Genomic DNA, 18,825 nt, shown 5'->3' on the forward strand with positions numbered 1-18,825 from the left:
CAATCCCTCCAACGTTTTATCCTTATTTCGCATATTCTGTAACTTCTTCATCCGTTCACCCGAAACACCAGCAGCACCTTACCCAGCACCTGCTCCTCCGGCACCGTTCCAATCCGGCTGTCCCGGCTGTCTATGGAGACGCTTCGGTTATCCCCCAGCACCAGATACTGTCCATCCAGCACCGTCAGCGGGTTCCCCATCCGGCTTCCATGTCCCTCCATCACCGTGTCCGCCAATGTCACGTAGTCCTCTTTTACCTGGACCCCGTTGATGATCACCCGGTCCCCGGCCGCACTGATTTCCACCGTGTCCCCGGGAATCCCCGCAATCCGCTTCACCAGATTCTCTCCGTCTTTCTCAAACACCACAACCTCATCCCTCTGATACCCCCGGTTCAGCCGCCCATACACAATCCAGTCCCCGTGATTCAAATACGGATACATGGAACTGCCGGACACCCTGTCGATTCCAATCAGACATCCAAACAGAAGCGCCACACACAGCACCGTCACAACAGACCCGAACACCAGCTTCATATTTCTGCGCCTTTTTCTCAAGAAATACCGCCGCATCTCCACCCGTATCCGTCTACGCATCTGCCGATCCAGCGCCCCCAGCGCACCAGGCAACTCCGGCCCTTTTTTCGCTCCATCCCTGTCAGCCGTCTCCGGCCCGCTCTTCGCTTCATCCCTGTCAGCCGCACCAGGCCCAATTTCCTTCCCGGCCTCATTCCCCACTGTCTCAATCGCTTTCACAATCTCCCACAGATAGCAGATAATCTGGCTCTCCTCATATCCGCCCCATCCTGCCGTCTGAAAATGAGTCTCCCGGCTCTCTTTTTTCCTCTGCCCTTTCCGCTTCTGCCGGCGGGATTTTCCTCGTATCTCAGCCATTTCCACGGATTGGCACCTCTCTTCCGGATTTTACCCTCTAATGTTAATTACGTAGTGTTCTATTGGAATTTCAACAGAAAAAATAGACCGCGTCCGGCCATCCGCCCCCCATATTGGGCCTCCATGTCCGAACCGTTTCAGAAATACGATAGAATCTAACACTCTCAAAAAAATAAAATGGCACAACAAACAGGCCATTTTGCCCCAAAAGGCCAAACCGCCCGATTTCCCACCCACATCAGCATAAATCTGCGAATTATTTTCAGAAACTTGCATTTTTTTCCAACTCAAACCTTGCAAATTTTACGAAAATGGGTATAATAGACTATATCATGAGGGCAGAAACCCTCACATCATGATTTACGTTACCGCATAATTAACATTATGGGGTATTTTTTTATTCCGGATAATTTCCCAATCACCCAAGCACCAAATGCATTCGCGCCATCTGCCGCCTCGGCTGTTCCTCCGTCGCCGCCGTATATATCCTGGTCGTGCTGATATTCGAATGCCCCAGCAAATCCATCAACCGCACCACATCCTTCTCAATGCTGTAAAAGATTCTCGCAAACAGATGCCGCAGATTATGGGGAAATACCTTCGCCACATCCACTCCCGCTTCTATCCCCAGCTGTTTCATCCGCTTGCTGATATTGCTCCTGTCCATGGGCTTCCCGTTTCTCGTGACAAAAATGCTCCCCGTCCCAATTCCCGCCTTCCGGCAGTAAGTCTTCAACAGCCGTGTCAGTTCCGCCGGCAGCAGCACCACCCGCGACTTTCCCTTATTATAAATCTCCGCTCTTCCCGCATTTACCGCATCCACCGTGATGAACTTCAACTCACTAATCCGAATCCCCGTACTCCCGATCGTCTGAAGCAGCATACTCATCCGCTCATCCCCGTCCGCTCTCGCGGCCTTGACAAGCCCCACATAATCCTTCTCCGTTATCTCCCGCTCTGGCCTGCTGTAAGTCATTCTCTGAATCTTATACAGCTTCACCTTAAGCTCCTCCCTCCCCAGAAAAACAAAAAAGTTATTGACAGCCGCCAGCATGGAATTGGCGCTGGTAATCTTATACCGCTCCCGCAGCCACTCCTTATATTCCCGGACCATTTCCTTCTCAATCCCTTTATCCTCCGGAAGAAATGCCAAAAACTTCCTCACGTCCCGCACATATTTCTCCACAGTAGCCCCGCTCCGCTCCTCATCCCGGAGATATTCTTCATATTCCTTCAACGTCTGTTCCGTGATATTCACATTTTTACGCACTCTCATGTTAAAAAAAATCCTCCCTCTTCTGTTCGATTCAACCTCTGCTATAACCATATATGGAAATGCCCAAAATTGCAAGTCCAAAAAAGATGAGGCCGCCCATCCGGGTTCCCTCATCTTTTTCTCAAACTCCTGACTTCCAGGCTCCTATCACTCATACTCCTTCAACATATCACAAAAATCAAAGGTAGCAAAATAATCCTTCGCCGTCTCCGCCCGCCGGATCATCTGCACGGAGCCGTCTTCCTTCAGCAGCAGTTCCGCCGACTTCAGCTTTCCATTATAATTATACCCCATCGAAAATCCATGGGCCCCGGTATCATGAATCACCAGCAAATCGCCCTTCTCAATCTCCGGCAGCATCCGGTCAATGGCGAATTTGTCATTATTTTCACAAAGTGAGCCCACCACATCATACTTATGGTCACAGGGCTGCTGCTCCTTCCCCATCACTGTGATATGATGGTAAGCCCCATACATGGCCGGCCGCATCAGATTCACCGCACAGGCGTCCACCCCCACATACTCTTTGTGGGTGTGCTTCTCATGAATCGCCTTCGTCACCAGACACCCATAAGGGCCCATCATAAACCGGCCCAGCTCCGTGTAGAGCGCTACATCGCCCAGCCCAGCCGGCACCAGCACTTCCTCATACACCTGTCTCACGCCTTCCCCAATCACCCGGATATCATTGGGCTCCTGGTCCGGCCGGTAAGGAATTCCGATTCCACCTGACAGATTGATAAACCGAATATCCGCCCCGGTCTCCTCCTTCAGCTTCACCGCCACCTCAAACAGCACCTTCGCAAGCATCGGATAATACTCATTCGTCACCGTATTGCTGGCCAGGAACGCGTGAATACCAAACCGTTTCGCCCCTTTATCCTTCAAAATCCGGAACGCCTCAAACAGCTGCTCCGTCGTCATCCCGTACTTGGCATCCCCCGGATTGTCCATGATATCATTGCTGATTTTAAACAGTCCACCCGGATTATACCGGCAGCTGATGGTCTCCGGAATCTCCCCAATCGCTTCCTCCAGACATGCAATATGGGTAATGTCATCCAGGTTGATAATCGCCCCCAGCTTGTGGGCGTACTGGAATTCCTCCATCGGCGTATCATTGGACGAGAACATGATCTCCTCCCCATGAAACCCGCTGGCCTCCGACATCATCAGCTCCGTCATGGAAGAACAGTCAGCCCCGCACCCGTACTCTCTCAGTATCTGTAACAGAAACGGATTCGGCGTCGCCTTCACCGCGAAATATTCCCGAAACCCTTGATTCCACGAAAATGCTTCCTGCAGCCGCTTCGCATTTTCCCGAATCCCCTTCTCATCATACAGATGAAATGGCGTCGGATACGTCTTCGTTATCTCCGAAAGCTGCTCCAGCGTCACAAATGTCTTCTTCTCCACGTTCTTTAATCCCCTTTCTCCTACAAATCTTAAAAACGCAAAAAGCCCGTCTAAGAGCACAAGGCTGTTACGCACCATTGTACTCTAAGGCGGACTTCTTTGTCCAGTTTTTTCTAATCTATCACACGATTTAAATCGTTACAACTCTCATAATGTTGGTATGGGCCGCCGGCTCATGGCGTTTGGCATGGGTGACTACTCCTGCCGTCACAACCGCCAAATCCCCTTCCTTCACAACACCCTTCTCCTTCAACAGCTCCAGAGAGGACTCAATCAAAAGGTCGGTGGACTCCGCACGTCTTGCATGGAACGGTGTCACGCCCCAGTAAATCTGCATCTGTCTCACAGAAGCGATGCTGGGTGACAGCCCGATAATGTTGGCCGCCGGTCTCCATTTTGACAGCATCCTTGTCGTAAATCCGCTGATACTTGGCGCTACAATCACCTGTGCCCCCAAATCATGTGCCGTGGAAACAGAAGAATAGCACACTGCGTTGGAGATATTGTGTACGTTGGCCGCGGACACCTTTCTCTCCCGGTAAGCCGAGTAATCCAGATGAGACTCCGTCTCCTCCACAATCTGTGCCATCATCTTCAGAGCGTCAACCGGATATTTTCCCATGGCCGTCTCACCTGACAGCATGACAACATCCGTTCCGTCATACACCGCGTTGGCCACATCCGTCACCTCCGCTCTGGTAGGTCTCGGATTGCGAATCATGGAATCCAGCATCTGGGTGGCCGTGATAACCGGCTTGCACGCCTCGTTACACTTGCGGATAATCATTTTCTGAATATAAGGCACCTGCTCCGCCGGAATCTCCACGCCCATATCGCCACGGGCAACCATGATACCGTCGCTGGCCTCGATAATCGCGTCAATATTCTCAATGCCTTCCGCATTCTCAATCTTGGCAATGACGCTCATGTTGGCGCCCGCGTCATGAAGCATCTGCTTAATCTCAAGAACGGCATCCGCGGTTCTCACAAAGGAAGCCGCGATAAAATCAAAGCCTTCCTCAATGCCAAACTGGATATCCGCCTTGTCCTTGTCTGTCAATGCCGGCAGTTTAATCTTCACATTCGGCACATTGACGCCTTTTCTCGCGCCCAGCTCGCCGCCATTTACCACGGTGCACACGATATCCGTGTCGTCCACCTTTTCCACCCGCAGTTCAATCAAACCGTCATCAATCAGAATCCGGTTCCCGGCAGATACATCCTCATTGAGTCCGCTGTAATTGATATGGCCGATGGTATCGTCTCCAATAATCTCTCTGGTGGTCAGCGTATACGTCTGTCCCGTCTCCAGAATCACCTTCTTGTCATCCTTCAAAAGCCCGGTACGAATCTCCGGCCCCTTGGTGTCAAGCAGAGCCGCAATCGGCAGTCCCACCTCTTCCCTCACACTTTTGAGAAGGTTCAGACGGTTTCTCTGCTCCTCATAATCTCCGTGGGAAAAGTTAAATCTGGCAATATCCATGCCATTCACCGCCAGCGCGGTCATCAATTCCCGGTTGTCCGTATTCGGTCCCATTGTACATATAATCTTTGTCTTTTTCATAATTCCTCCTAATTATTATCCTCTGGCCTGCCGCCATTCCCCGTCACATGCTGATGGGTATACAGATGATCCTGGCAGTACTCATAATTGCCCTCACATTTGGAGCAATACCGGAATTCCAAATTGGCGCCGTCCTCCTCGGTCCTTCCACAGACCGCGCATTTATGACGGCTCTTCCCCTGAGGCATAATCTTCATCTGCTTCTTAAATTCTTTTTTCCGCTTCATCTGCTGCGGATTAAACTTTGCCACATTCCTCGTCATCATAAAGAAGAAAATGATGTTGGCAAGGGCAATCACAATCTCTACCCGGCTGCTTAAGTTTCCAACGATAAATCCGTAAACGCAGACTGCCACCTCTGCCACTGCCAGCCATTTTGCCTTCACCGGCAGCACAAAGAACAGATAGAACTGCGCATCCGGAAAACACATGGCAAATGCCAGGAAAATCGACAGATTCAAATATCCGGTGGTCATCAAGGTAAACTGATGGAACACCAGATAGCAGACCAGCGACGCCACCACCTGGCCGAACATTCCCACAAAGAAGAACACATTAAACCGGAATGCCCCCCAGATACTCTCCAGCGTCCGCCCCAGGCTGTAATACATAAACAGCGCAATAATACCAAAAAACAGGCTGTCAAACAGAAACAATCCAAAGGACGGCGGGTAAACAATAAACGTCACAATCCGCCAAATCTGTCCATGCAGAATCGCTCCCGCATCCAGACTCAAATACTTCCAGTAAAACATAGGATTCCCAATACCGGGCAATTGTATAACCAAACCTACCGCATACAGAATCACAATATAGTACATCAGGTTATGAATCGCATACTTCCGGTACTTCGTCTCTAAACGATTAAAAAATTTCATTCCATCATCCTTTTCTTACGGCTAAATGCCTAAAACAAGTCCTTCTTAGAAAAAATCAACGCAACAATCAGTGAAATCAGCGCCGCGCACGCCAGCACAATCCAGAATCCATAGACGCTTCCCGCAAATGGCATCCCCGCCGGGTTCACATTCATTCCATAAAAACTGGCCACCATCGTCGGGATGGACAGCACAATGGTGATTGTCGCCAGGAATTTCATCACGATATTTAAGTTGTTGGAAATAACGGACGCAAACGCATCCATCGTCCCGCTCAGGATGCCGCTGTAAATGTTGGCCATCTCAATCGCCTGCTTGTTCTCAATGATGACATCTTCCAGAAGCTCCGTGTCCTCCGGGTACTTCTTAATCTTCTCATTTTTCAAAAGCTTCTCAAACACCACTTCGTTGGAGCGCAGGGACGTGGTAAAATACACCAGACTCTTTTCCAGCTCCAAAAGCTCAATCAGTTCCTGATTCTTCTGCGACACATGAAGTTTCCGCTCCACCACATCGCTCTTCTTATCAATAATCCTCAGATACTGCAAAAACAGGGACGCATTCTTGTAAAGAATCTGCAGAATAAACCGGGTCTTCATATACGTATAGAAGTCCTTCACCCGCCCGTCCATAAATGCCGCCAGAATCGGCGTCTCCTCCAGACACACGGTTATCATCACCTCGTCCGTGGTAATGATGCCGAGAGGGATGGTTACATACCAGTCTTTCCCGTTTCTCTCCTCAATAGCCGGAATATCCACCAAAATTAAGGAATAATGCTCCTCCACCTCAATACGGGAGCGCTCCTCCTCATCCAGAGGCGCCTTCAAATGGTCCGGGTCAATGCCGTAGCGCTCTGAAATTTCCAGAATCTCCGTAGCCGTCGGGTTCGTCAGCGCAATCCATGCGCCCTGCCCGGACTCTTCTTTTTGATGGATGGTACCATCTTCTGTCATAAAGATTTGAATCATATTGTCATATTCCTCATCTCTTTCTTTTTCATCAAAGCAATCTTCGACTTATACATTATAGTTTCTGACAGTCCGTTTGTCAAACATAACAGGAGAGAAACTCCAATTTTTACACGGTTTTAACCCCCCGTTTATCCAGGCTCCATATGGGTATTTTCACCAGAAAGCGTTACACTCTTAACGGTTTTTTAACACCGTTCAACAATTGTATTCTTTCATATTTTGTGTTAAACTATGGGCGGTATGCTATTTCTGACGTTTTATGCATATCTTGAACACAAAGGAGGCAGGGATTTCCCCGCATTTATGAATAATACAAACAACTATTACTCTTTAGGAATCGATATCGGTTCTACAACCGTGAAGATTGCCATCACCGATGGCAGTCAGAATATGATATTTTCAGACTACGAGAGACATTTCGCCAACATTCAGGAGACGCTGGCAGAACTTCTGCGACGCGGCTTCGAGAAGCTGGGCCCCATGGAAGTGCATCCCATGATTACCGGTTCCGGCGGACTGACCTTATCAAGACATCTGGAAGTACCATTCGTCCAGGAGGTAGTGGCGGTGGCCACAGCCCTTCAGGACTACGCGCCCCAGACCGACGTGGCCATTGAGCTGGGCGGCGAGGACGCAAAGATTATCTATTTCACCAACGGTATTGACCAGCGGATGAACGGTATCTGTGCCGGAGGCACCGGCTCGTTTATCGACCAGATGGCAACCCTTCTTCAGACGGATGCCACCGGCTTAAACGAATATGCCAAGAACTATCAGGCGATTTACCCCATCGCGGCCCGGTGCGGCGTCTTTGCCAAATCCGACATCCAGCCGCTGATCAACGAGGGGGCAACCAAAGAAGATTTATCCGCCTCCATCTTCCAGGCGGTTGTGAACCAGACCATCAGCGGACTGGCCTGTGGCAAACCCATTCGTGGAAATGTTGCCTTCCTGGGCGGTCCGCTCCACTTTTTGTCGGAGCTTCGCCAGGCATTTATCCGCACCCTCCATCTGACCGGGGACGCCATCATTGCCCCGGACCACTCCCATCTGTTTGCCGCTTTGGGAGCCGCTATGAACAGTCAGGAGAAGACAGCTATCGACCTGGAGACCCTGATTGACAAACTGTCTCATGGCATTCAGATGGATTTTGAGGTCAAGAGAATGGAACCGCTGTTTGTGGATGAGGACGATTACGCGGCCTTTTTAGACAGCCACAGCAACAACCATGTGAAGACTTCCCACCTGGCTGCATATGAGGGCAACTGCTTTTTAGGCATCGACGCCGGCTCCACCACCACCAAGATTGCGCTGGTGGGCGAGGACGGCTCCCTGCTCTACGACTTTTACAGCAACAACAACGGAAGCCCCCTGGCAACTACCATCCGCTCCATGAGGGAGATTCGGGCGCTGCTGCCGGAGAAGGCTCACATTGCCTGGTCCTGCTCGACCGGCTATGGGGAAGCCCTCTTGAAAGCGGCTCTGATGCTGGATGAGGGAGAGGTGGAAACCATCTCCCACTACTACGCCGCGGCCTTTTTCGAGCCCGACGTGGACTGTATTCTGGACATCGGCGGCCAGGATATGAAATGCATCAAAATCAAGGATAACACCGTGGACAGCGTCCAGTTGAACGAGGCCTGCTCCTCCGGCTGTGGTTCCTTTATCGAGACCTTTGCCAAATCCCTGAACTATTCCGTGGAGGATTTCGCAAAGGAGGCGCTGTTTGCCAAGAATCCCACGGACCTGGGCACCCGCTGTACCGTATTTATGAACTCCAACGTCAAGCAGGCCCAGAAAGAGGGCGCCAGCGTGGCGGATATCTCCGCCGGCTTAGCCTACTCCGTCATCAAGAACGCCCTATACAAAGTTATCAAGATTACAAGTCCGGCGGACTTGGGCAGCCATGTGGTCGTTCAGGGCGGCACCTTCTACAACGATGCCGTGCTGAGAAGCTTTGAGAAGATATCCGGCTGTCAGGCCGTGCGCCCCAACATCGCCGGAATCATGGGCGCCTTCGGCGCCGCCTTAATCGCCAGAGAGCGGTATGACGGCACCAAGACCACCACCATGCTGCCCTTAGACAAGATTATCAACTTAAAATACGAGACCCGCATGACCCGCTGCAAGGGCTGTACCAACAACTGTGTCCTGACCGTCAACCGGTTCGGGGGCGGCCGCCAGTTTATCAGCGGCAACCGCTGTGAGCGTGGTCTTGGCAAAGAGAAGGTCAAACACGACGTGCCGAACCTGTTTGATTACAAATATCACCGAATGTTTGACTACGAGGCCCTGACGCCGGACCAGGCGCCGCGGGGAACCGTGGGAATTCCAAGGGTTCTCAACATGTACGAGAACTACCCGTACTGGGCAGTCTTTTTCAAGGAGCTGGGCTTCCGTACCGTGCTGTCGCCCCAGTCCACCAAAAACATCTATGAGCTTGGCATTGACTCCATCCCCAGCGAATCCGAGTGTTACCCGGCGAAGCTGGTCCATGGACATATCTCCTGGCTCATTGCCCAGGGAATCCAGACCATTTTCTACCCCTGCATTCCCTACGAGCGCAACGAGTCACCGGAATCCGGCAACCACTACAACTGCCCCATGGTGACTTCCTACGCGGAGAATATCAAAAACAACGTGGAGGAGCTGACTGAGAAACATATTCGTTTCCTCAATCCCTTCATGGCATTTACCAACGAGGACATTCTCACCAGGCAGCTGGTGCAGGAATTCCAGAAGGAGTTTCACATACCCGCATCCGAGGTACAGGCGGCGGCTCACAAGGCATGGGAGGAGCTGCTGGCTTCCCGCCGGGATATGGAACAAAAGGGAGAGGAGACCCTCCAGTACTTAAAGACAACCGGAAAACACGGCATCGTGCTGGCCGGACGCCCCTACCATGTGGACCCGGAGATTCACCACGGGATTCCTGAGTTGATTACCTCCTACGGCCTGGCCGTACTGACGGAGGACTCCATCTCCCATCTGGGAAAGGTGGAGCGGCCTTTAGTGGTGACCGACCAGTGGATGTACCACTCCCGCCTCTACGCGGCGGCCTCCTATGTCAGGACCAGCGACTGCCTGGATTTGATTCAGCTAAATTCCTTCGGCTGCGGCCTTGACGCCGTCACCACGGACCAGGTTCACGATATCCTGACAAGCGCAGGCAAGATCTATACCGTATTAAAGATAGATGAGGTCAACAACTTAGGAGCCGCCAGAATCCGTGTCCGCTCCCTCATCGCCGCCCTCCGGGTGCGTGAAAAGAACCATCACAAAAACCGGGTGGTATCCAGCGCCTACAACCGGGTGGTCTTCACCAAGGAAATGAAGAAGAACTACACCCTGCTGTGCCCGCAGATGTCGCCCATCCACTTTGATCTGCTGGAGCCGGCTATCCGCTCCTTCGGTTACAACATCGAGGTATTGCAGAACCACAACCGCAACGCCGTCGACGTGGGACTTCAGTATGTGAACAACGACGCCTGTTACCCGTCTCTCATCGTCATCGGCCAGATTATGGATGCGCTGCTGTCCGGCAAATATGACTTAGACCACACGGCCGTTCTCATGAGCCAGACCGGCGGCGGCTGCCGCGCCTCCAACTACATCGGCTTCATCCGCCGTGCCCTGGAGAAAGCCGGCATGCCTCAGATTCCGGTCATCTCCATCAACGCCAACGGCATGGAGACCAACCCGGGCTTCACCTTCACCCCGGCCCTGCTGACCAAAGCCATGCAGGCCGTGGTATACGGAGACATTTTCATGCGGGTTCTCTACGCCACAAGGCCCTACGAGAAGGAGCCAGGCTCCGCCAACGCCCTTCACGGGAAATGGAAAGCCAGATGCATCGCATCCCTCTCCAAGCGGACGCCGTCCATGCTGGAATTCAACCGGAATGTCCGCGGCATCATCCACGACTTTGACGTCCTTCCAAGACTGGATATCAAAAAGCCAAAAGTGGGAATCGTAGGAGAAATCCTGGTGAAATTCTCCCCGCTGGCCAACAACAACATCGTGGAGCTTTTGGAAGCCGAGGGCGCCGAGGCGGTAATGCCGGACTTGATGGATTTCCTGCTGTACTGCTTCTACAACAGCAATTTCAAGCGGGATAACTTAGGCGGCAAGAGTTCCACCGCCAGACTGTGCAACATGGGCATCTCCTTACTGGAATACTTCCGAAAGGTAGCCAGAAAAGAATTGTCCGCCAGCACCCACTTCACCCCGCCGGCCAGAATCCATGATTTAGCCAGCATGGCCGAGGACTTCGTATCCCTGGGCAACCAGACCGGCGAAGGCTGGTTCCTCACCGGGGAAATGCTGGAGCTGATACATAGCGGTGTCAACAACATCGTCTGCACCCAGCCCTTCGGCTGCCTGCCCAACCACATCGTGGGCAAAGGCGTGATCAAGGAAATCCGGAATGCCTATCCCACTTCCAACGTCATCGCCGTAGACTACGACCCCGGCGCCAGCGAAGTAAACCAGCTAAACCGAATCAAACTGATGCTGGCCACGGCGCAGAAGAATTTAGCGAAGACAGATTTGTCATAGTGCGGCTGTTTTCAGCCCAAAAAAATAACCTTCATCTATTCAAATACCCTGCCCCTTAAGAGTAAGAGGCAGGGTATTTTTTTGCTTCTTCTGAATACATAAAGTCGTTATAATAGGCTTTTTTATCTAAAAATCCATAGTTATTTTGGCAGTTAAGTCAAGAAAAATCAGAAATTCTTGATTTTTCTTGACTTAACTGTCAAAAGCACAGTATACTGACAGTAATAGAAAGTGAGTTGAAGTGTATGAAAAGAAGAATCGAAACTGATCTTATTGCGTGGAAAGAGAAACGGGCAGACAGGATGCCACTGATCGTCAACGGTGCGAGACAGGTGGGAAAGACCTATTTGCTGCGCCGGTTTGGCGAGAAACATTTTAAAAATGTCGTGTATATCAATCTGGAGACAAACCTTGCAGTGGCATCTTTTTTTAACAGCAATATTTCACCGGAAAAGTTGCTGCGCTATCTGGAAACCTCCGCGGGGGAGAAAATTATTGCCGGGGAAACGCTGGTTATTTTTGATGAAATTCAATCCTGCGAGCGGGCGTTGACTTCCCTAAAGTATTTTTGTGAGGAGACGCCGGAATTCCATATTGCGGCGGCGGGAAGCCTGCTGGGGGTAGCGATTAATCGACAGCAATATTCTTTCCCAGTGGGAAAAGTGGAGACATTAACCATGTACCCACTGGATTTTGAAGAATACCTGTGGGCAAGGGGGAAAGTACTGCTGTGTGAAGAGATTCGGTCCGCATATGAACAGATGGAGCCATTGCCGGAGGCTCTGCATGAAGAAGCTGTGGAGCTTTATCGGGAATATCTCATTATTGGCGGAATGCCAGCCTGTATCAATGCCTTTCTGAAAACCAGGAGTTTTCTGGATGTGCCGTTGATTCAGAGTGAGATTCTTGATAATTATACGGCGGATATGGCAAAATATGCTTCCAACTCGGACAGTGTCAAGATTCGCGCCTGCTATCAGTCGATTCCAGCTCAGCTTGCCAAAGAGAACAAAAAGTTCCAGTATAAGGTGGTGCAGAGAGGCGGAAGCGCGACGATCTTTGGAACATCCATTGAATGGCTTGGGCTGGCTGGCGTTGTGCTGAAATGCCAGCGGCTGCAACACGCATATGAACCGATAGCGGTTTATGCAGATTTGTCGGCATTTAAGCTTTACATGGGAGATGTGGGCCTGCTCACAATGAAGTCCGGAATATCCCAGGAGACAATCCTGACGGGAGCCGGGAATCTGTTTATGGGAGCGGTTGCGGAAAATTATGTGGCACAGCAGTTAGCGGCGCGGGGCTATGATTTGTATTACTGGGAAAGCGGTGGCAAAGCAGAGCTGGATTTCGTGCTGCAGAAAGGGAACAAAGTCATAGGAATCGAGGTCAAAGCAGGAGAGCATGTGCGCTCCAGAAGCTTAAATGTGTTTGCCCAAGCTTATGAACCAGCATACTGCATCCGCTTTTCTTTGAAAAATTTTGGCATGGGAGAGAAGGTAAAGTATATTCCACTGTATGCAGCGTTTTGTATTTAGACGACTCAAACAACAGTATTGTGGGGGAAAAAGTCCGTGAGATAACTTCCCATGAAAAAAATTGAGACTGCCTTTACATAAGGGCAGTCTCAATCTGTTCCAGATAGTAATTTAACTCTTCCGAATCTCAGGAATCTTCTCCCCTGCCTTCTCCATCTCTTTTACAAGCAGCTTCGCCATTTCCTCCCGCACTTCCTCATATCCCGGCTCTCCAATCAGATTATGAAGCTCATAGGGGTCTTTTTTCACATCATACAGAAAATCATCCACATAGACATCGCTGTCCGCCTGCGCCCCGCCGGATATCCCTGGCGCATAGACACTGTACAGATAATGCTCCGTTCTGACGCAGCGCCCCACACGGCTCTCACTGATCTGGGCAAATATCACATTGTCGCGTCCCTGGACTTCTCCCTCCGCCACCTTGTGAAGATTCTCTCCAATCATGGCATCTCCCACATCCACTCCTGCCATCGCCAGAAATGTCTTTGGAAGGCTGGCCGTGCTCACCAGCTCCTTCACCCGCTTGCCGCCGCCATATCCGGGGCCGGCTATCACCAGCGGAACATGCAGCGCCGCCGAGTGGCAGGTGCGTTTATAATCATCATATCCGTTCAAATGCTCATCCTGGTTTCTCGTCATGAAATGGCTTCCATGATCGGAGGCATAGACAATCACCGTATTCTCAAACAGCCCCTTTTCCTTCAATTTCTCTATCAGGCGCCCCAGATTGTCATCCAGGCTCTTACAACACCCCAGATAATCCGGGTACATCTCATCCGCATTTCCCTTAAGCGCCGCCAAATCCCCGGGCAGCACATAATCAGAGAAACGCTCTTTGGAGCCCACAGGCCCCTCATAGCACTTGTGGTCATTCTGATGATGCGGTTCAATATGGGAAATCGTCATAAAAAACGGCCGTTCTCCCCCATACCCATCCAGATATTCCAGCGCAAAATCCGTGATACAGTCTACCCGGTACCCCTTAAACCCGCACTTGTTCATATTTTCATCAAACACATATCCGTCGTAGCCGTGGCTGGTAAATTCCAGCACATCCGCCGCTCTCCAAAAGCCCTTATAGCCGCCTCTGCGCTCCGGTGGAACCGCTGTGACGGTATAATCCACCTCCGGCTTTTCCTCCAGATTACCGGTACTTGCCAAATGCCATTTCCCGATATAGGCGGTCTCATACCCTGCCTCGTTAAAATAATCTGCCAGCGTCTTACACCCGTCAGGAAGCGCGATATTGTTCCGGAAACATCCGGTTTCCGTGGGATACCGTCCCGTCTGAAACAATGCCCGGCAGGGGCCGCACACCGGCTGCGGGCTGTACGCCTCCTCAAAGACCACTCCGTCTGCCGCCAAGGCGTCCAGATTCGGTGTAATCGGAAGCGGCTGTCCATACACTCCGCAGGTGTCGAACCTCTGCTGGTCCGAAAAATAAAAGATAATATTGGGTCTGCCCATCAAAAACTCCTTTCTACCGGCCATAAACCGCTTACCCCCGCGTGTAACTCTCATCTATCACAATGTGGGCATCCACCTCATAGAAGGAAAATTCCGGCTTCAACTGATTAAACAGCACATCGAACATCATCCTGATCGCAGAATAACCCTGCTGATAAGGATTCTCCTCTATCGCAAAATCCACCAGTCCCCCCACGATTAAATCGGAAAGCTCTTCCCCCGTTCCGAAGGAGCAGATAAGCGGCTTCTCTCCTTCCGGGAACAGCTTGCAGATACTTTCAAGCCCCTTTTTATCCATGGACTGCACGCAGAGCGCATCCACGGCGCCATCCTTGCAAAGCGCCTCCACAATGGATACCGCCACGGCAATGTTATGGTTCGTCTCAAAGACGCCCAGTATCTTTGCGTCCGGTCTGCGGGACATCAAAGCGGAACTGAACCCTTCCGTCTTTCTCTTGTGTCCCAGCACATGCATCGAGCCGGTAATGATGGCGATTCTGGCTTCCGCTCCCACCACCTTACTCAGCAGACTGCCCAGCATCCGCCCCTCATGCTGATGGTTATGCCCCACAAAACAGAGCCGTTTGGAATCCACCACATCCGAGGTGCAGGTGATAATCGAAATCCCCTCATCCACCAGTTTATCAATGGCCCGCTGGATGGCAGGACTATTGACCGGCTTGATGACCAGACCATTCACCCGGTCTTCCCCCGCCTGTGCTAACAGTCTTAACTGGGCCGCCTCATCCACTTCTTCCATCGGGTAAGGAATCACGGATACGCCGAAGCTCTCGATTTCCTCACTTCCCGCCTCCACGCCGCGCCACACTTCCGCCGCAAAATAGTTAAACTCCCTGGCATTGATAATCACTCCGATTTTCAGCGGATTGCGCTGTGTAACCAGAGCCTTTCCGATGATATTGGATTTATAACCCAAATCCGCTGCCGCTTTCCGAACCTGGACTTTTGTCTCTTCGCTGACTCCTCCACGATTGTGCAGCACACGGTCAACCGTGCCGATGGAAACCCCTGAGACAGCGGCGATAGATTTTAATGTAACTGCCATCATAAAACCCGCCTTTCGCCAATCTTTCTATTTCCTAATTTTACCTGAATCTGCGGGTTAACGCAATAGTAATCAATCCTCCAAAGCCGTGGCCTCGTCCACTCCGGCAGCCTCGGCCCCACTCTTTTTCAGACTCCTTGTCTTCTTAATTGAATACGACGTAAAGAAAACAGTAATTAAAAGAATCACAATGCAGATAGGCCGTTTAAAGAATATCAGCCAGGACCCGTCTGACATCACAAGAGAATTCTTTAAGTTCCCCTCCATCAAAGAGCCCAGCACGATTCCCAGCACAAACGGCGCCCCGGGAAATCCCACCTTCTGCAGAACATACATCACTATACCGAAAAACATCAGCACATACACATTAAACATGTGATTGGAAAAGGAATACGAGCCCGCCACACAGAACAGCGCAAGTCCCGTGAACAAAATAGGCTGTGGCAGCCGTGATATTTTCATAAAAAATCTCAGAAGATATTTTCCTTCCAGAAACATAGCCACGTTAGCCACAATCATCCCAATCATAATCGCGTACATGAGAGCCGACTGATTCCGAAACAGCATGGGCCCAGGTGTCAGCCCCTTCATGGTAAACGCGCCAATCAGAAGAGCCGCCACCACGCTTCCCGGTATTCCAAGCGTAAACAGCGGAATCAGGGAACAGCCCGTCACCGCGTTGTTGGCAGCCTCCGGCGCCGCGATGCCTTCCAATTCACCGGTTCCAAACTTATCACCATTTTTAGAAGCCCGTTTCCCCTCATTGTAGGCCATGAAAGCCGCAATACCGGCTCCCGCTCCCGGGATTGCCCCAATCAGGGCGCCAATTCCTGTGGACTTTAAAATGATTGGCATGCACCGCTTCCGCTCCTCCTTCGTCAACACATCCTCTCTGTCCAGTTCCCGGTTATAGACAAATTTCTTCAAATAACCCTTGCTGTAAATCTGGTTCAGAATATTGGGCAGAGCAAACACTCCCAGCAGTACGGGAAGCAGGCCAAGTCCCTTCATCAAATAGACATTTCCAAAGGCAAACCGTGTCGCCCCGGATGAAGCATCAATTCCCACACAAGCCATCAAAATCCCCAGACAGCCCATGAAAATCCCCCGCATCATACTGTTGCCGCTGACACCGGCGATGATAGAAATTCCGAAAACGGATAAGGCGAAATACTCCGGCGCCGCAAACTTCAGCACGAATTCTGATATAAACGGCGCTGTAAACAGCAGAATAAAGGAGCTGAGCAGTCCGCCAATCGTCGATGCAAACAGACACATCTGCAGCGCTTTCCTGGGCTTCCCTTTTTGCGCCAGCGGATGCCCGTCAAACACCGTAGCCATCGCCACGTTGGTTCCCGGCGTTCCGATTAACACCGCGGTGATGGAACCGCCATAGGTACCTCCACAGTAAATACCAAGCAGAAACAGGATGCCCGGCAATATCCCCATGGAATACGTCAACGGCAGAAACAGGATAACTGCCAGATCCGTAGACAGCCCGGGGATGGCGCCAAACACAATCCCGATAAAGCAGCCGGCAAAAATCATAAGAAGATTCACCAACGTAAATACATCAACCGAACCATTTAAAATGGATTGAATCAATTCTTACACCTCCTTACAGAATTATTGTCGGCAGCGTGACATGCAGACCATATTTAAAAGATACAAAAATCACAATCACCAGAAGTTCCACGGAAAGATAATGTCTCCAATCCCTGTCCTCCATCATCCACATGGAAACAGCGGAAAAAATAACGGAGGCTATCAGAAATCCCACGTACTTCATGGCAAACATATAAAACAGAAGCAGTACAAAATAAAGGACTGCATGACCCTCCCGCCCTATCTCTACCTCCAACGTCTCATCCTTCTTCAAAACCAGGCTTGTCAAGAGCAGGCAGATTCCGCATAAAATCATGCCATAAATCACCAGCTTCGGCAGGTAAGCAGGGCCCACGGCCGAAGTTACGGTATTCACTTTTGATTTAATACTGTAAGGCAGTATCACCCTCAGGAATACACCAATCAACACAGCAAGAATTCCCGAGCATAGATTCTTTTTCAAAGTTATCTTCTTCATGGCCCCTCCTTACATCTCCGATTTTAGTTACCAATCTTTTCCGCAAATGCGGCACAGTCAGCAATCATGTTGTCCACACGTTTGGAAACCGCGGCTGTCGATACATCCGGAAGCATCACAAAACCAGCTTCCGTAAATTCTGCCTGAAACTCCGGGTTATCATACACCTTCTGTAACGCAGCGGCCAGCTTCTCAACAACCGCCTGGTCCGTCCCAGCCCGCAGGGAAAACCAGGTAATAGTAGAATAGGATACGTCCACTCCCGCACTCTTTAAGGTAGGAACCTCCGCAAACCCAAAATCGGCATATCCCGTATAATTCTCCTCGCTGTATACTGCCAGCGGAACGATGGAGCCGTCCTCCACATACTGGGATGCCTGGTTTAATGCACAGTAACATACCTCCGCGGAGCCGTTCATCACATTGACAAGCGCATCACCAAATCCGTCACCATTCACACTGTCGGAAGTAATCCCCAGTTCTTCCATCACAATCTTGGATACCAGGAAGGAATCATTTCCCACACCGGCGCTGGCAAACTTCACCGTCTTGCCCTCCGCATAGGCTTTCAGTTCCTCCAGCGTCTTGATACCCAGCTTCGCATCCACAAACAAACCATTCTCCACACTGTCAAGGCCTGCAACTGTCACAAAATCGTCCGCCGTAAACTCGCAGTCATTGTAAATCGGTGCAACGGCAAGATTGGAGGCCGCCATGTACTCAATGTTATTGCTGTTCGCTTCCTCCGCCAGATACTGGGTACAGGCAGTGATTCCGCCAGCTCCCGGCCGGTTATCAACTACCACATCCACCCCCAGTTCCGGGCTTAAATATTTTGCTACAAGGCGTGCCTTCGTGTCCAGATTGGCGCCTGCTTTGCCAGGCACAAAGATGGATACCGGACCGGTCGGCCATTTCACGTCTGACATCTCTGCCTTCGTCTCAGCCTTCGTTTCATCCTTCTTTGCTTCCTCCATCTTCGTCTCTTCCATCTTAGCCGCCTCTGTCGGAGCTGCCGTCTCCGTAGCCGCTTTGTTCCCACACGCCGCCAATGAAACTATCATAGCTGCCGCCAGCATCATACCTGTTAATTTTTTCATAGTAAACCCT

General features: G+C 51.0%; 13 protein-coding genes. 2 read left to right on the forward strand and 11 right to left on the reverse strand.

The window, feature by feature from the left end; genetic code table 11:
• Window positions 1–47 precede the first annotated feature (47 nt).
• The 6 genes from lepB to HMPREF9473_RS24870 form a co-directional block, all read right to left on the reverse strand.
• The gene (lepB, locus tag HMPREF9473_RS26615; protein WP_006782994.1) at window positions 48–899 is read right to left on the reverse strand and encodes a signal peptidase I; all 852 of its coding nucleotides are present in this window, start codon (window positions 897–899) and stop codon (window positions 48–50) included.
• Between the two features lie 412 nt (window positions 900–1,311).
• Entirely contained in the window at window positions 1,312–2,169 is an 858-nt protein-coding gene (locus HMPREF9473_RS24850) for a tyrosine-type recombinase/integrase (RefSeq protein ID WP_006782995.1), read from the reverse strand.
• 147 nt (window positions 2,170–2,316) lie between these two features.
• On the reverse strand, window positions 2,317–3,585 hold the full coding sequence (locus tag HMPREF9473_RS24855) for a diaminopimelate decarboxylase (RefSeq protein ID WP_034860173.1): 1,269 nt from the start codon (window positions 3,583–3,585) through the stop codon (window positions 2,317–2,319).
• 130 nt (window positions 3,586–3,715) lie between these two features.
• Window positions 3,716–5,149 carry a pyruvate kinase gene (gene pyk, locus HMPREF9473_RS24860; RefSeq protein WP_006782997.1) on the reverse strand — a complete coding sequence of 478 codons (1,434 nt, stop codon included), beginning with the start codon at window positions 5,147–5,149 and terminating at the stop codon, window positions 3,716–3,718.
• Between the two features lie 8 nt (window positions 5,150–5,157).
• Window positions 5,158–6,027, reverse strand: a complete 870-nt coding sequence (locus tag HMPREF9473_RS24865; protein ID WP_006782998.1) for a hypothetical protein — start codon at window positions 6,025–6,027, stop codon at window positions 5,158–5,160.
• Window positions 6,028–6,056: 29 nt separating this feature from the next.
• Complete coding sequence (locus tag HMPREF9473_RS24870) at window positions 6,057–6,998, reverse strand: magnesium transporter CorA family protein (protein WP_006782999.1); 942 nt, start codon at window positions 6,996–6,998, stop codon at window positions 6,057–6,059.
• Between the two features lie 306 nt (window positions 6,999–7,304).
• Between HMPREF9473_RS24870 and HMPREF9473_RS24875 the strand changes: the two genes are divergently transcribed.
• Both HMPREF9473_RS24875 and HMPREF9473_RS24880 read left to right on the forward strand, forming a co-directional pair.
• Window positions 7,305–11,558, forward strand: coding sequence for a 2-hydroxyacyl-CoA dehydratase (locus HMPREF9473_RS24875; protein WP_006783000.1), 4,254 nt, complete (start codon window positions 7,305–7,307; stop codon window positions 11,556–11,558).
• A 245-nt stretch (window positions 11,559–11,803) separates the two neighbouring features.
• A complete protein-coding gene (locus HMPREF9473_RS24880) occupies window positions 11,804–13,096 on the forward strand; it encodes an ATP-binding protein (protein ID WP_006783001.1) in 1,293 nt (430 codons plus the stop codon).
• Between the two features lie 111 nt (window positions 13,097–13,207).
• Here HMPREF9473_RS24880 and HMPREF9473_RS24885 read toward each other — a convergent pair whose 3' ends face one another.
• From HMPREF9473_RS24885 to HMPREF9473_RS24905, 5 genes are all read right to left on the reverse strand, one after another.
• The gene (locus HMPREF9473_RS24885; RefSeq protein ID WP_006783002.1) at window positions 13,208–14,566 is read right to left on the reverse strand and encodes a sulfatase-like hydrolase/transferase; all 1,359 of its coding nucleotides are present in this window, start codon (window positions 14,564–14,566) and stop codon (window positions 13,208–13,210) included.
• Window positions 14,567–14,597: 31 nt separating this feature from the next.
• Entirely contained in the window at window positions 14,598–15,635 is a 1,038-nt protein-coding gene (locus HMPREF9473_RS24890; protein ID WP_006783003.1) for a LacI family DNA-binding transcriptional regulator, read from the reverse strand.
• Between the two features lie 69 nt (window positions 15,636–15,704).
• A complete protein-coding gene (locus tag HMPREF9473_RS24895) occupies window positions 15,705–17,237 on the reverse strand; it encodes a tripartite tricarboxylate transporter permease (protein ID WP_006783004.1) in 1,533 nt (510 codons plus the stop codon).
• A gap of 13 nt (window positions 17,238–17,250) precedes the next feature.
• Window positions 17,251–17,715 (reverse strand): tripartite tricarboxylate transporter TctB family protein, encoded by a 465-nt coding sequence (locus HMPREF9473_RS24900; protein ID WP_006783005.1) that lies wholly within the window; start codon window positions 17,713–17,715, stop codon window positions 17,251–17,253.
• Between the two features lie 23 nt (window positions 17,716–17,738).
• On the reverse strand, window positions 17,739–18,815 hold the full coding sequence (locus HMPREF9473_RS24905) for a tripartite tricarboxylate transporter substrate binding protein (RefSeq protein WP_006783006.1): 1,077 nt from the start codon (window positions 18,813–18,815) through the stop codon (window positions 17,739–17,741).
• Window positions 18,816–18,825: the final 10 nt, after the last annotated feature.

The sequence above is a fragment of the Hungatella hathewayi WAL-18680 genome (genome assembly GCF_000235505.1).
In the GTDB taxonomy this organism is placed as follows: Bacteria; Bacillota; Clostridia; order Lachnospirales; family Lachnospiraceae; genus Hungatella_A; species Hungatella_A hathewayi_A.